Raw genomic sequence first — 14,850 nt, 5'->3', positions numbered from 1 at the left:
CCAAACTATTATACTTCTAACTGTAACAAAATAACAAACAGAAAAAGGGATCATCCCAAACCTTTATCGATTTGGAACGCCCCTTTACTTCTAATTCGGTTATGCCTTACCGTCTGCGGTAACCAATCGATTCAACAAAGCGTTCGAAAGCCTCACAGCCTTCGGGCGTCGCTTTAAATACGCCGGCATGTCCAAGGATCTCCGCGAACTTGCGGCCAACCTCATCACGCAGCAGCGCTTCGGCCTCTTCACGACCCAACGACATGCCAACGCGTGCAACCAGTTCCTTCACCCAGTCCGCATGCACGGCCAAGCGGGCATTCGGATCGGATACAGTTTGCTCATAGAGCGCCTTATCGCCGCTCAGAATGTCAGCAACCCCCGCCAGTTCTTCCTTCAGCCGGCCCGGAAGGATGGCTACGCCCATGACTTCAATCAGGCCGATGTTCTCCTTCTTGATGTGATGCATCTCGCGGTGCGGATGGAAAATCCCTTCGGGATGCTGTTCGTCCGTCCGGTTATTGCGCAGGACGATGTCCGCTTCATACCCGCCGTCCGCGCTGCGGCGAACGATCGGCGTTACCGTGTTATGCGGCACGGATTCCCCCTCCTGCTCGGAGAAGGCCAGGACGCCAACAGATGGGTCGCTGTATTGCTTCCATTTTTCGTACAGATGATCTACCGCTTCCAACACGGCTTCCCGCTCTTGGCCGTTCACCCGCAGCACAGACATCGGCCACTTCACCCTGCCGACGGTGACGCCGGCGAAGTCCGGATGGACGTAGACAGCTTCGACTGGAGCTTTTTCCAATGGAAACGTGTGGCGTCCCCCCTGGAAATGGTCGTGCGTCAGAATCGACCCGCCGACGATCGGCAGATCCGCGTTGGAGCCGATGAAGTAATGCGGGAACAACGTCGTGAATTCCAACAGCCGCTTAAACGTATCGCGGGTCAGCTTCATCGGAATGTGATCGTGGTGGAACACGATACAATGCTCGTTGTAATAGACGTAAGGCGAGTATTGGAAAAACCACGGCTCCCCGTTCAGCGTCAGTGGAATAACTCGCAAATTCTGGCGGGCTGGATGATTCAGTCGTCCGGCATAACCAACGTTCTCGCGGCACAACTGACATTTAGGGTACACCGGAGGCGGCAGCAGCTTCGCCATCGCGATTTCCTTCGGATTCTTCTCCGGTTTGGACAGGTTAATCGTGATTTCCATGTCTCCAAACGGCGTCGGCTGCTCCCAATAGATGTTCTGACGCACCCGGTCCATCCGGATGTAATTGCTGGCTACCGACAACTTATAGAAGGCGTCGGTCGCGGCGGCAATTCCCTGCTCGCTTTCCGTTTTGCGGAAGGCGGCGATTGTTTCCGACGGGCGCGGCATGAGCAAGCCCATGATTTTCGCATCCAGCAAATCGCGGTACGTAGCGGTATCTTCCGGAATCAAGCCGATCGTAAGCCCGTAATCGATCAAGATCTCAAGCGGCTCCTGCGGTCCGGTCAGCGCCTCCTTCGCCACTTCGCCGGTGTACAGCTCATCAAAGGAGAACAGCTCCAGGAGACGATTGCGCGAATAGTCCACGTCCCACCAATCGATCAGGCCCTGCTCGAGCGCATAATTCACTAGCCGTTCAATCGCATGAAGCGCGTCTTGACGACTTCTCTCTTCTACTCCCATCCCATAACACTCCCTTAGTCGTTATAACCGTTCGGATGGCTGTTATGCCATTGCCATGCGCTTTCAATGATGCCGGGCAGCTTGTTGCGAGTCGGATTCCAGCCCAGCACGCGGCGGGCTTTATCCGAGGAAGCGATGAGCACCGCCGGATCGCCGGCGCGGCGCGGGCTGATCGCGACCGGGAAGTCGCGGCCGGTGACCTGCTTCACGGTTTCGATCACTTCCTTGACCGAGAACCCTTGCCCGTTGCCAAGGTTAAATACGTCGCTCTCTCCGCCGCCCAGCAAATGATCCACCGCGCGCAGATGGGCATCGGCCAAATCACTCACGTGGATATAGTCGCGGACACAGGTACCGTCCGCCGTGTTGTAGTCATCGCCGAACACCTGGATGGACGGACGTTGTCCCAAGGCCGCTTGAATGATCAACGGGATCAAATGGCTTTCCGGGCGATGGTCCTCGCCGATTTTGCCGCTCTCATGGGCACCAGCCGCGTTGAAGTAACGCAGGGACACGTATTTGATCCCCAACACCTGATCGAACCAAGCCATCATCCGTTCCATCGTCAGCTTCGTTTCGCCATACACGTTCGTTGGCCGGGTCGGATCACTCTCTTCAATCGGCACTTTTTCCGGTTCGCCGTAGGTTGCCGCCGTGGAGGAGAACACGATCTTGCGCACATTCGCCTGATCCATCGCATCCAACAAGCAAAGCGTCCCGTACACGTTATTGTCAAAATATTTGACCGGATCCTTCATACTCTCCCCAACCAGAGAGTTCGCGGCAAAATGGATGACCGCTTCGATCTCGTTCTCGGCAAACAACTTGGCCAACAGCGCCTTATCGCGCAGATCTCCTTCATACAGCTTACCGCCGAGCAACGCCTCGCGATGTCCGGTCTGCAGGTTGTCGATCACGACGACCTCTCTTCCTTGCTCCAGCAGCGCCGCTACTGTATGCGAGCCGATATAACCGGCTCCCCCCGTAACCAGTATCGCCATGATGATTACTCCCCTTTCATCTCATGTACGCCGTCGCCTACGCCGCACACGTAAAATTCGCCTTCCAGCCCTGTCCGTTCCTTATAAGACCGACCAACCTCGGACACGAACCGCTCTACCGAATCCTCATGCACCAGCGATACTGTACAGCCGCCAAATCCGGCCCCGGTCATCCGGGCGCCCAATGTGCCTTCGATCTTCCGTGCTTCCTCAACCATCACGTCCAGCTCCAGGCAGCTCACCTCGTACAAGTCACGCAAAGAATCATGGGAGGCGTTCATCAGCTCGCCAAAAGCCTTCAAATCGTTGGCGCTCAGCGCATCCACCGATTTCAGCACGCGCGCGTTCTCTTCCACCACGTGTTTGGCCCGTTTATACAGCACTTCGTTCGTAAAATCTCCCCGCCACTGCTCCAACTGCTCCGGCTTCAGGTGGGCCAAGAACTCCAAGCCCGGCTCGCGTTTTTGCAAAATCTCCAGCGCAGCATCACATTCCGAACGCCGTTCGTTGTATTTGGAATCGACCAGCCCGCGGCGTTTCTTCGTATTGCCAATGACCAGCTTATACGCGCCTGTCCGGAACGGGACCAGCTTGTATTCCAAGGTGTCGCACATCAGCAGGATCGCATGGTCCTTGGCCCCGTTCGCCACCGCGAACTGGTCCATAATGCCGCTGTTTACGCCGACATATTGATTCTCAGCCCGCTGAGACAACCGGGCGATTTCCACCTTGTCGAGCTCCTTCCCTTCCATGCTCACGAACGCCAAGGCCGTTACCACTTCAATCGATGCGGAGGAGGACAAGCCCGCACCGTTCGGAATTTCGCCATGGAACAGCAGGTCATACCCGCTCGTAAGCGAGATGCCCAGCTTCTTCAGCTCCACGTAAACGCCGATCGGATAGTCGATCCATTCACCGGTTTTGCTTGTGCCGAGCTCTTCCAGTGCCAGCTCTGCCGTGTAAGGCAGGTTGCTGGAAGCAAAGGCGACTTTGCCGTCAGCGCGCTTGCGGATCGCCAGCGTCGTCCCAAATTCCAACGCCGCCGGGAACACATACCCCCCGTTGTAGTCGATATGCTCACCGATCAAGTTCACCCGTCCTGGGGCGTTAAATACGCGAATCGGCTCAGCGCTTTCCCCATATTTGAATATAAACAATTGTTCCATTTCCTGCTTTTTCATCAACGTACACCCCATCGTCATGAAATCTTTGATTCTTGTACCCAGTATAATGAAATCGCTTTGCTTTGATAATGCAACTTTGCGAGAACAATATAGATAAATGTGACTTTTCGGAGTAAAATGGGAGCGAAGTCTTATGGGGCATTATCCGTCCCCCTGGTCAAAGGAGACTATCCCATGTTCAAAGAAACCTATAGCGCGGCCGCCAACCCGGATTTGATCGAGACAGATGAGCTGCATGTTCTGTTCGCCGGCGAAAGTCAGACCCTTCCCGATCACCGGCTGGGCCCGAAAATTTATGATTATTTCCTTCTGCATTTCGTAGAGCAAGGCAAGGGCACGTTCCGGACCGAATCCGCCTCCTATGAGCTGAGCGAAGGGGATGGCTTCCTGATTCTCCCCGATCAGCTCGTCAGTTATGCTTCCGATGTGGCCGAGCCTTGGCGTTATCGTTGGATCGCCTTCACCGGAGTTAAGGCGGCGGAGCTCGTGAAGCGAGTCGGCTTCACCCCGCAGCAGCCGGTGTTCCGGCAAGGCGGGAACAGCCCGATCCCTGCCATGCTCAGCAGCGTGTTACAAGCATTCCAAACGAAAAAAAACAGCTCCCATCTGCTGTCGCTGGGGCTGCTTCATCAAATTATGGCCGAAGCTCAAGAGACGCTTGGCATGGCCTCCGCGCTGCCGTCGGGCGAATCGGGCGTTCAGCGGATCGTGAAGCAAATGATTCATTATATGGCCAGCCAATACGCGCATCCGGTCTCCATCGAACAGATGTGCGCATCCTTGGGCTATAATCGAGCTTATCTTTCGCGGATTTTCAAAAAAGAAACGGGCTTCACCCCCGTCACCTACCTGCTGAAGTTGAGAATCGATAAGTCCCGCCAACTGCTGCGCGAACGTCCCGAGCTGTCGATCGAGCAAATCGCCGCTTCTGTCGGCCTTACCGATCCGCTCTACTTCTCACGGCAGTTCCGCCGGTTTCACAACGAATCACCAAGCGAATATCGCCGGGCGGTCACCCGGAATCCCGCGAAGGAGTGAGTCTACGCAAAATTCGCGAGCCTCGTCTCACTCCGCCAAGTCCAGCTTCCGGGAAACGGCCCCCAGCACCTCGCCAATCGGCTCGGTGATCAAGAGGTCAGCCCGGTTATCATACGCGGTGGACGAGACGTTGATCAGCACCGTCCGTTCGCCGCGGAAATAGGTGACCAGATGAGCTGCGGGCTGCACCGTCAGCGAGGTTCCGCCGATCACCAGCAGGTCAGCGCCGGCGATCGCCGTTACCGTGTCCTGGATCACCTGCTCATCCAGGTTCTCCCCATACAGTACCACATCCGGCTTGATGATGCCGCCGCAGCTGCAGCGCGGCACGACGTCTTCGCTGTCCATGACGTCCTTTAACGTATAGGTACGGCCGCATTCCATGCAGGTGTTGCGGTGCACCGATCCGTGCAGCTCCAGCACGCGGCGGCTGCCCGCCTGTTGATGGAGCCCGTCGATATTTTGCGTCACCACGTCGCTTAGCTTCCCTGCTCGCTCCAACTCAGCCAAGCAGCGGTGCGCGGCGTTGGGCTGCGCCTCCGGATGGAGCATTTTCGTCTTATAGAAATCGAAAAATACGTCCGGATGCCGATCGAAGAACCTCCGGCTCAAAATCTCCTCCGGCGCATAAGGCGACGCGTTCTCTATCTGATAGATGCCTGCCGCCGAACGGAAGTCAGGGATTCCGCTTTCGGTAGATACCCCGGCCCCTCCAAAAAATACAATGTTTGAACTCTCCTCAATCCATGCTGCCAACGTGTCGATCTCTTTGCTCATCCGCTCGAACCTCCTATGGATGTATCGTCAACTCGCGATAATTGGATATAATAACGTCCGCGTCCCGCAAATAAACTGCTTCCTGGGCCTCTTCACCGTACTCCTCCGACACGCCAATGGTCATCACGACGCCTGCACGCTTTCCCATTTGCATATCGGCGTTGCTGTCGCCAATGACCACCGCTTCGCTTGGCGGTAGCCCCAGTTCACGGCAGGCGAGCAGCGCCATGTCCGGCCCCGGCTTGCCCCGGGCAACGCGATCCCGGCCAACCACGCTGGCGAACGCATCCCGGATGCCAAGCCATTCCAGATGCTCCAGCGCCTCCGAGGTTGAGTCGGAGGTGACGACCGCCAGCTTCACACCCGCCTCATGGCAACTCTGGACAAAATCGCGCAGCCCGGGCAAAGGCACCGCTTCCCGCCGCCGCTTGAGCTCCGCCATCGCCGTTGCATTTAATTCGCGAACAACGGTTGTCGCTTCGTTCCAAGGCAGCCCTGCGGCATATAACGTCGATGCCAGTAGCGCAATGATCTCTTCTTCCGTCCCCATCGCAATCGGACCGGTTTTGTCGTAACCGATCACCCGGTTTCGCTCATCCGTTTGAAGGCCTAGCAGCGCGGATTTGTTGAACCCGCCAGGCGAGCCCAACTCAGCCAGCTTCCGCTCCATCAGATCGGTTAAGACCGCGGCCCAGCTGCCCCATAGCCCCATAAAATTCAACAGCGTTCCATCTTTATCAAACAAAATGGCCTTGCAAGCTGCTTTCTGCCCGCGCACTTCGATCGTGGCCATCCTCGCTCCCCCTTCCCTACATTGTCCTTATTATACCATTTTCACAGGTGTGGGCTGCGGCGGCTCCTAAGTTCATCTCATTACTTCCTAATTATTTAATAGGTATCTTTTGGCGAATCCTTAAAATTTTAGATAAATCCGTTTCAACATGGAAATCCGTGGTAAATAAAACATACGTACTCCAAAATAAAATCCAAGGAGGGATTCGATGGCACGAAGCCAAAGCAAGATGACCCGGGAAGAAGCAGGACGTCTGGGAGGACTGGCCACGGCCAAAAACCACGGCAAAGCCTTTTATAAGCAAATCGGGCAAAAAGGCGGCGAAGCGACCTCGAAAACCCACAACCGCGAATTTTATCAGGAAATCGGCCAGAAGGGCGGCGAGGCGACATCCCAGAAGCATGATAAAGGCTTTTACCGGGAAATCGGCCGTAAAGGCGGGATCGCCCGCAGTAAACCCGGAATCGAAGCGTAAGTCTTAAGAAATCTCCGGAACCCCCGGAGATTTTCTTTGTTTTTTATAGACCCGATCCACACCATTCCACATGCTTTTTCCTGTGATCGATAGGTAGAAAATCATAACCACTTATGATAGACTTTAGAGAAAACCTTTAGCGGTGTAAAGCTCCAAAACTATAATGAATCATGGGAGGATCGGAGATCATGCCAGCCAAGAAAATGCGTTCTGATATGATCAAAAAAGGCTTCGACCGCGCGCCGCACCGCAGCTTGCTGCGTGCTGCAGGCGTGAAGGAAGAAGATTTCGGCAAACCGTTTATCGCGGTCTGCAACTCTTATATCGATATCGTGCCTGGACATGTGCACTTACAAGAGTTCGGTAAAATCGTTAAGGAAGCGATCCGCGAAGCGGGCGGCGTTCCGTTTGAATTCAATACCATTGGTGTAGACGACGGGATCGCGATGGGACACATTGGGATGCGTTATTCCCTGCCAAGCCGGGAAATCATCGCCGACTCGCTCGAGACTGTAGTTTCCGCGCACTGGTTCGACGGGATGGTTTGCATTCCGAACTGCGACAAAATCACGCCAGGGATGATGATGGGCGCCTTGCGCGTCAATATCCCAACCGTCTTTGTCAGCGGCGGTCCAATGAAAGCCGGCGTCGACAGCAAAGGACGCAGATTGTCCTTGACCTCCGTCTTTGAAGGCGTTGGCGCCCACCAAGCCGGACAAATCAGCGACAAGGACTTGCTCGAACTGGAACAATACGGCTGTCCGACCTGCGGTTCGTGTTCCGGTATGTTCACGGCCAACTCGATGAACTGCCTCGCTGAAGCGCTGGGCTTGGCGCTGCCGGGGAACGGCACCATCCTCGCTGTCGCCGAAGAGCGCCGCGAATTCGTCCGGAAGTCTGCGCAGCAGCTGATGAAGCTGATCGAGCTTGATCTGAAACCGCGCGACATCGTGACGAAGGAATCGATCGACAACGCTTTTGCGCTGGATATGGCTATGGGCGGCTCCACGAACACCGTCCTGCATACGCTGGCTTTGGCCCAAGAAGCAGGAATCGATTACCCGCTGGAACGGATCAATGAAGTGGCCAACCGCGTGCCGCATATTGCAAAGCTGGCTCCGGCGTCCGATATCTTTATCGAAGACGTGCATCGGGCTGGCGGCGTCAGCGCCGTGCTCAACGAGCTGCTGAAGAAGCCGGGAGCCATCTACGGCGATCAAATCACCGTTACCGGCAAAACGCTCGCCGAGAACGTCGCCGGATGCGAAATCCTCGACCACAACGTCATCCGTCCGATCGACAATCCGCATTCCGAGAAAGGCGGACTTGCTATCCTGTATGGTAACCTGGCGCCGGAAGGCTCAGTCATCAAGGTGGGAGCTGTTGACCCTTCGGTTGGCGGATATCATAAAGGCCCGGCGATCTGCTTCGACTCGCAGGAAGAAGCGCTCGAAGGGATCGCGAACGGTAAAGTCAAAGAGGGTTGCGTTGTTGTCATCCGCTATGAAGGACCAAAGGGCGGTCCAGGCATGCCTGAAATGCTGGCTCCAACGTCGCAGATCGTCGGCATGGGTCTGGGCGCGAAGGTCGGTCTGATCACCGACGGACGCTTCTCCGGCGCTTCCCGCGGAATCAGCATCGGTCATATCTCTCCTGAGGCTGCTGAAGGCGGCCCAATCGCTTTCGTTGAAGACGGCGACATCATCGAGCTGGACTTGAATAACCGCAAAATCGAGCTGCATGTCAGCGATGAAGAGCTCGCGCGCCGCAAAGCCAATTGGAAAGGCTTTGAGCCGAAGGTCAAAACCGGTTATCTGGCCCGTTATTCCAAACTGGTCACCAACGCCAGCTCCGGCGGCGTGATGAAAATTTAATTTAGCTTAACTCAAAAGGCCGTACCCGGATCATTTTAGATTCGGGTACGGCCTTTTCTTTTAGAGTTAACAAAAATAATGGATAAGAGCGATTAACGCGTAGGCAAGGATACGCTAAGCAAAGACTCCTCTTCCACGGCCTCCGGCTTCTCATCCACCGTATGGCTGCTGCGATGCGAGCCGTTCTCGGCGAACCGCTCCAACAGCACATCCATCGGCATCACGATCATCTTCGGTACCAGCTCCTGAGGTTGCTCTTTTAATCTTGAGGTACCGGCAGGGTGAATAACACTCATTAATAATTTCAAATAGATTTTCGTCGAGCTGGCAAACCAGCCCTTCGGTAAATCCTTAATTATAAACCCAAATTGCTCCGGACCCCGGTTAATCATGCTGACGCCATACAGCGCCTTAACGTCTTTTAACTCAGGATGCTCGATCACATATTTGGCAAAAAGGGGTAGTGTCTTCTCCATTTTGCGGATCATTTGAATCGCCAAATGCACGCTTGTTCTGGAGCGAGCCCCATACTCAAACAATTTTTTGTTGTCAAAATGAAGCTCCATCACTTGATCTCCAGATTCCAATGTCTTCCCATTGTTCATCGCCACCGGCTCTCCATGATAGGATCGGACTCGGAAATGAAGGAAAGGATCCTCCGGTTCGGGAGCTTTCAATTGAAAAAGGATGTGGAAGATCTTCTCCCAAACGAGCCATAAGGCTACGATACATCGCTTAAACCAGGTAATCTTCACTGGCGTTCTCCCCTTCGGCGTTGCAGTTTCAACCCGTTTGCCTTGAAGCTTGGCCTCTTCCGTCGCCTGAATCAATTCATCAATGCGGATGCTTCGCAATCCGCGGCGATCCGCTTCCGTCAGCACGCGCTCGAGCGCGATCAGCATTTCCGCCGGCGCTCCGGTATTCGCACCTAGTGTGGCACCACAGTCGTGCAGGAGAAAGACCTCACCGCCCCGCAGCTTCTTCAGCATACGCTCCGTTAACCGGTCAGCGCCGACCTTGACCCGCCAATCGCCGAACATAGCCGACCACAGCACGATCTGTGTATTGCCGCGGTTCGCAAAATCAAACAAGTTGACAATGCCCCACGGCGGACGATAGTAATGAGAATTGAAGCCCGTCACGTCATGGATGATCTGATTCGTCTTCTGAATCTGCTTCTTGACGGCCGCCGGCCCCATGAGCCAATTGGTTTTGTGCACATAGTTGTGCGACCCTATCAAATGGCCTTCCTCATGAATCCGTTTAATCAATTCGGGGTGTCTCTCCGCATTGGAACCAACGAGGAAAAACGTTGCTTTCGCTCCGTGGCGCTTGAGCAGATCAAGCAATTGTGGAGTATATTTCGGATCGGGACCATCGTCGAACGTTAGCGCAAACGCCTTCTCGCTGATCCCGCGCTTAAATACGCGAAAACCGAAAATCCGAGTGATCAATCCGGGTATAAAAGCGTACAGCGTAGAGATATAAAATAACCATAGCAGCAAAGTCTCCATATGCTTTCCCCACTTTTCTATGATCAATGACTTTGGCATGCTCCGTGAAAAGCATAGCATCTACACTATTTTATCACAGACATCTTCAGTTTAGGCGCATTTTTTTGGGGAAGGCATAGGAAATCGGTCAACCTTCCGCAGCCAGTAAATCCATTGTTCGCCGGAACAATTCGGCGGCCAGATGCTTGGATCCTTCCGGCTGGTTTTGAACGAGGACGGCGACAGCATACTTGGGGTGATGGGTCGGTCCGTAACCGATAAACCATTGATGATTCAGCTGCTTATGATTCTTTACAACCTCAGCTGTTCCCGATTTTCCAGCCAACGGCCATTTGGCTTTCTGCAAAGTTCGCCCGGTGCCGTCTGTGACAACCAGCCTCATCATGGACAACAGCCGTTGTGCTGTTTGCGGAGTAATTTGTCCAGCGGAGGAGGGCGAAGCTTGAACCGGCAATGCGGAGAGCAGCGAACCTTCCTTATAACGGATCTCGCTGACTAAGCGGGGCGCCATAACCTGTCCGCCGTGGAGCAAAGTAACAACCAGATTGGCCGCTTGCAGTGGAGAGACAAGCACGTCCCGCTGACCAATCGCTGTCTGTGCCCGCACCCCGCCGTCCGCCGCCGCCAGATTGCTAAAGACCGCCCCGGCTTCTTCTTGATCCAGCGGCCGCAAGGAATCCCCTCCAAGGAAGGACGGATCGTGCCAGCCCACGGTGCGCCCCAGCCCCAGCTTGGCGGCTGTCCGGGCAATCGTCTCCGCACTCAGCCGTTCTCCCAGTGTGGCGAATACCACGTTACACGACCTCGCAAAGCCTTCCTCCAGCGTAAGGCTTCCATGTCCGCCTTCCTTCCAGCATGACAAGCCGTATTTTCCGTAATGCCCGCTGCAGTGGAACATCTCCCCGGGAAATGTCACCTGCTCCTCCAGCGCAGCCGCCGCAATCACCGCCTTAAAAATCGAACCCGGCACACTGGCCTTAACCGCCTTATTACTCCAGTTCTCTGCTGCCGGATCAACGTGATGCGGATCGTAGAAAGGCAGCGATACCATCGAGACGATATCGGCGGTTTTGGCGTCCAGCACGACCACTGCTCCATCCGTCACTTTCATCTCATCCGCTAACCGCTCGATTTTTTGTTGGAGGGTGTCATCAACTGTCGTTTGGATTTGCAGCGGATAGTATCGGCTAGCCTCCGCATTCACCCGCGTCCCCATCCCAACTAGCGGATCCTTGCGGCCATCAACCGTGTAGGCCGCTCTGACGCTGCCGATTCCGCGGAGCATGTTATCCAGCGTTTTCTCCAACCCCGAAGCTCCAACCTGCAGCGTTAACGCGAAGTCCGGTTGGTGCTTATCTTCTCGCAACTTACGGATGACGTCCGGCCGTTGCGTCACGAAGCCAAGCCATTGATTCCCCCGTTCGCCCGGCCCGTAACGCGTCATATACGGCAGCACCTCCAGCCCTTCCAAATGAGGCAAAGAACGGGCTATCACTTCGCTGAGCCGAAGCGGTTCCCCCGGCTCCCCGCCAGGCTTGGGCCAGACGTAAGGGCGCTCCAACTGTTCCCATTTCCTTTGGAGTTCGGGAATCGTTGTCCCCAATACGGCCGCCAATCCGGTAAGCTGATCTGCTGCGGGCAACTTGCGGACAGGGAACAGAATTGGTGTCCAACCGACTTCGCCCGTCAGCGCCTTTCCGTTGCGATCAACAAGTTGACCTCGCCCCGGATCCAACTCAATACTCTCTTCCCGTTGCCGGACGGCGAGTTCATTGATTGTCTTGCCGCTTACGGTCACCGCCTTAAACGCTGAAGCCATCTGAATCCAAGCGATCCGCAGCGCAAATAGTCCCAGCACCGCCGCAAAGGAAAGTAACAGATAAAATATCCGTTTTTTGCGCAATAACGACATCGTTCGCCCTCCATTCTGTTCCCATTATTTCCTGGGAAAAGTCGGGCTAAACAAACACCAAGCTATCTTGATCCCCTGCAAAGTAAAAGCCCGGCTGCACCTGCATCGCAGATGAGCCGGGCTTCTCCCCGCCCCCGGAACCCTCGGGGATGGGCCAAGCTTTGATTTCCGTCGCTTAAGCCTGCTATCTATACGGTGAATTTCGACAACGACTCTTTCAAGCCAGCCGACACATTCTCCAGTTTGTTTGACAGCTGTACCAGTTGATCGCCGACCGTTTGCTGTTCGCTGGAGAGCGATGCAACCTCTTCGGACGTGGCGGACGATTGCTGTGCGACGGCACTGACGTTGCTCATCGCTTCCGACAAGACCGCTTGCGATTCGTTTAGCTGGTCGATGGAAGCCGTTACGGAATCCAGGTGACGCACGAAGCCTTCCATTTGTTGCTGCACCGATACGAAAATTTGGTTGGTTTCCTGTACCGATGCGATTTGCTCTTGGAAGATTGGGCTCGCCTCGGACAAGGTCTTCACCGTTTCATTCATCTCTTTCTGAATCGTATCTGTGATTTCGCCGACCATGGTGATCGACTGACGCGACTGATCGGCCAGTTGGCGAATTTCGTCGGCAACGACCATAAATCCGCGGCCGGCTGCCCCTGCGCGAGCTGCTTCGATCGTTGCATTCAGCGACAGGATGTTCGTTTGCTGCGTAATGTTCTGCATGACATCCAGCACTTTCATGACGGAGCCGGTACTTGCTTTCAGCGAGTCGACCTTGGCGGTCAGCGCGTTGATCATTTCGACCGTCATATTGGTTTTCTCCATCAATCCATTCAAGTACTGCGTCCCTTGCTGACTGGACTTCTCCACCTGACGAGCCGAAATTTCCATCTCTTTGTTCGATTGAACAACGAGTTCCATTTGCCGGGAAATATTTTCGGTCAGCTCGTTACCGCGTTCCGCTTCGTTCGCCAGGCTGGTTGCGCCGTTCGCAATTTCTTCTGTCGCCACGGCGATTTCTTTCGCAGACAACGCTGTTTTGTTAGAAGCTTGCGTCAATTCAGCAGCGGTATCCAACACATCCTGTGCAGAGTTGTTCGTTTGCTTCACCAGGGCCGTAATGTTCTCCATCATCTCGTTAAAGCTTACCGCCAACTGACCAATTTCGTCCTTCGATTTCATGTTCATCCGCACATTCAGATTCCCTTTGGAGCCTTCCTCCATCAGGTTTCTCAGCTTGCCAAGCGGATAAGCGATCATCCGAACCATCCAAACCCCGATCAGAACGGCAATGATGGCCACTACGATCAAGGAGAAGATCGTAAACATCAGAATACGGTTTGCACTCTTCGTCAGCTCTGCCGTATCAACGGTACCAACTAATTTCCAACCGGATGATTGGGTGCTATAGGAAGCGAGGACGGAGTTGCCGTTCGCATCCTTCGTCACGAATGTACCCGAAGCATCCGTAGCTTTGGTCATATCAAATTCGGTTGGGTTCCCTTGATCCCCTTCGAAAGATGAACCTACCACGACGTTATCTTGAGTTACCATTTGCAGCTTGGAGTTATTCCCCAGCTTAACCTCTTTCAAATAGCCGTCCAGGATTTCCAGGTTGATATCGGCAATCAGAATAAAGCGTTTCATGCTGTTGACGCTTTGTACCGAGCGAGCTAAGCGGAAGACTTCCGTCCCCTTGCCTTTCGACGGCACTTGCATCCACAACGTTTTCGTTGATCCGGCCAAATCTTTGAACCAGGCTTCTTCGCGTACGGTATCCAGGAACGTCACATCGGCGCTGCCCGAAGTGACGTCGTCCACAATGTTGTCAGCCGACAACATGTAAACGGCGGAAACCCCCTTCGTGGAGAAGGTCAACGTATTCAGACGTGTTCTCATTTTGTTGGTTGCCGTAAACTTGTCATAATCCGAAATGTTCGCGAGTGAAGCATCCATAATGGCATTTTGCATCTCATCGTCCAGGAACATTTGCTGCAGATTTTCCTCATACTTCTGCATCACGATATCCAACTTCTGCGAGGTTTGAACGATGGTCTGCAGGTTGGCTTGCTTTGCATTGTCTTGAATGGTTCCCTTCGCCATTTGGGAGGACATAATCCCGATTGTCAGGACGAAGAACATGATTGCGATAAAGAAGATCAAGAACAGCCGTACACCCACTGCTTTCGCCGGGTTGAACTGTTTCGGCAGCTTGTCCAGCAATTTAGCCAGTGCAGCTTTGGTATTGGCCGCTGCTTTTCCTCCTGGCTGAACCGCCTTGGATTTTCGTTCTCCCTTTTGTTTCTTTTCCTTCTTCTTGCTGTTGGTTTCTTGGTCCTCGTTCTTCGGAACCAAACTCATGTTGATCACCCACCACTCATAATAGTTGCAGACCCCAGTTTTTAGGCTTGAGGTCATACATAATGCTGTTGGTTTCTCACATTTCTCGTCAGTTACTCAAAATATTCGACAATTCCTGACGTTCTCCTCTTTAATATCGGTTTCATATGTGGTGGATTTTAAATAATATTGACAAAAGTCACAAAAAAGGGCCTTTCGTCCTAGAAACGAACAGGCCCCAAAGCATATTGATTTT

Annotated in this window: 11 protein-coding genes; 3 read left to right on the top strand and 8 right to left on the bottom strand. The window is 54.1% G+C overall.

The genetic code is table 11. The features are described 5' to 3' along the window. Positions 1-106: 106 nt before the first annotated feature. From ACL02P_RS00935 to ACL02P_RS00925, 3 genes are read right to left on the bottom strand one after another with little or no spacing between them, the layout of a single operon-like run. Positions 107-1,684: a UDP-glucose--hexose-1-phosphate uridylyltransferase gene (locus tag ACL02P_RS00935; RefSeq protein ID WP_412836630.1), complete on the bottom strand. Its 1,578-nt coding sequence runs from the start codon at positions 1,682-1,684 to the stop codon at positions 107-109. Between the two features lie 14 nt (positions 1,685-1,698). Next, positions 1,699-2,685, bottom strand: a complete 987-nt coding sequence (gene galE / locus ACL02P_RS00930; protein ID WP_009224366.1) for a UDP-glucose 4-epimerase GalE — start codon at positions 2,683-2,685, stop codon at positions 1,699-1,701. A 5-nt stretch (positions 2,686-2,690) separates the two neighbouring features. Continuing rightward, positions 2,691-3,866 (bottom strand): galactokinase, encoded by a 1,176-nt coding sequence (locus ACL02P_RS00925; protein WP_036644705.1) that lies wholly within the window; start codon positions 3,864-3,866, stop codon positions 2,691-2,693. 177 nt (positions 3,867-4,043) lie between these two features. Between ACL02P_RS00925 and ACL02P_RS00920 the strand changes: the two genes are divergently transcribed. Next, a complete protein-coding gene (locus tag ACL02P_RS00920) occupies positions 4,044-4,907 on the top strand; it encodes an AraC family transcriptional regulator (RefSeq protein WP_009224368.1) in 864 nt (287 codons plus the stop codon). Between the two features lie 27 nt (positions 4,908-4,934). Here ACL02P_RS00920 and ACL02P_RS00915 read toward each other — a convergent pair whose 3' ends face one another. Next, positions 4,935-5,684: an NAD-dependent protein deacylase gene (locus ACL02P_RS00915; RefSeq protein ID WP_339299825.1), complete on the bottom strand. Its 750-nt coding sequence runs from the start codon at positions 5,682-5,684 to the stop codon at positions 4,935-4,937. 13 nt (positions 5,685-5,697) lie between these two features. Further along, a complete protein-coding gene (locus ACL02P_RS00910; RefSeq protein WP_339299827.1) occupies positions 5,698-6,477 on the bottom strand; it encodes an HAD family hydrolase in 780 nt (259 codons plus the stop codon). Positions 6,478-6,685: 208 nt separating this feature from the next. On the opposite strand from ACL02P_RS00910, the gene ACL02P_RS00905 reads away from it, so the two are divergent. Together ACL02P_RS00905 and ilvD are read left to right on the top strand one after the other, a co-directional pair. Next, the gene (locus tag ACL02P_RS00905; protein WP_009224371.1) at positions 6,686-6,952 is read left to right on the top strand and encodes a KGG domain-containing protein; all 267 of its coding nucleotides are present in this window, start codon (positions 6,686-6,688) and stop codon (positions 6,950-6,952) included. A gap of 188 nt (positions 6,953-7,140) precedes the next feature. Continuing rightward, positions 7,141-8,826 (top strand): dihydroxy-acid dehydratase, encoded by a 1,686-nt coding sequence (gene ilvD / locus ACL02P_RS00900; RefSeq protein ID WP_009224372.1) that lies wholly within the window; start codon positions 7,141-7,143, stop codon positions 8,824-8,826. 92 nt (positions 8,827-8,918) lie between these two features. Here the strand turns inward: ilvD and ACL02P_RS00895 are convergent, their stop codons facing one another. The 3 genes from ACL02P_RS00895 to ACL02P_RS00885 form a co-directional block, all read right to left on the bottom strand. Beyond that, positions 8,919-10,340: a polysaccharide deacetylase family protein gene (locus tag ACL02P_RS00895; RefSeq protein WP_036644708.1), complete on the bottom strand. Its 1,422-nt coding sequence runs from the start codon at positions 10,338-10,340 to the stop codon at positions 8,919-8,921. 127 nt (positions 10,341-10,467) lie between these two features. Continuing rightward, a complete protein-coding gene (locus ACL02P_RS00890) occupies positions 10,468-12,252 on the bottom strand; it encodes a peptidoglycan D,D-transpeptidase FtsI family protein (RefSeq protein WP_412836629.1) in 1,785 nt (594 codons plus the stop codon). Positions 12,253-12,440: 188 nt separating this feature from the next. Next, positions 12,441-14,615, bottom strand: coding sequence for a methyl-accepting chemotaxis protein (locus ACL02P_RS00885; RefSeq protein WP_412836628.1), 2,175 nt, complete (start codon positions 14,613-14,615; stop codon positions 12,441-12,443). Positions 14,616-14,850 lie beyond the last annotated feature (235 nt).

Origin of the sequence: Paenibacillus sp. MB22_1 (assembly GCF_047200555.1) — a bacterium.
GTDB classification, from domain to species: domain Bacteria; phylum Bacillota; class Bacilli; order Paenibacillales; family Paenibacillaceae; genus Fontibacillus; species Fontibacillus phoenicis.
This window is presented reverse-complemented; position numbering and strand designations above follow the sequence as displayed.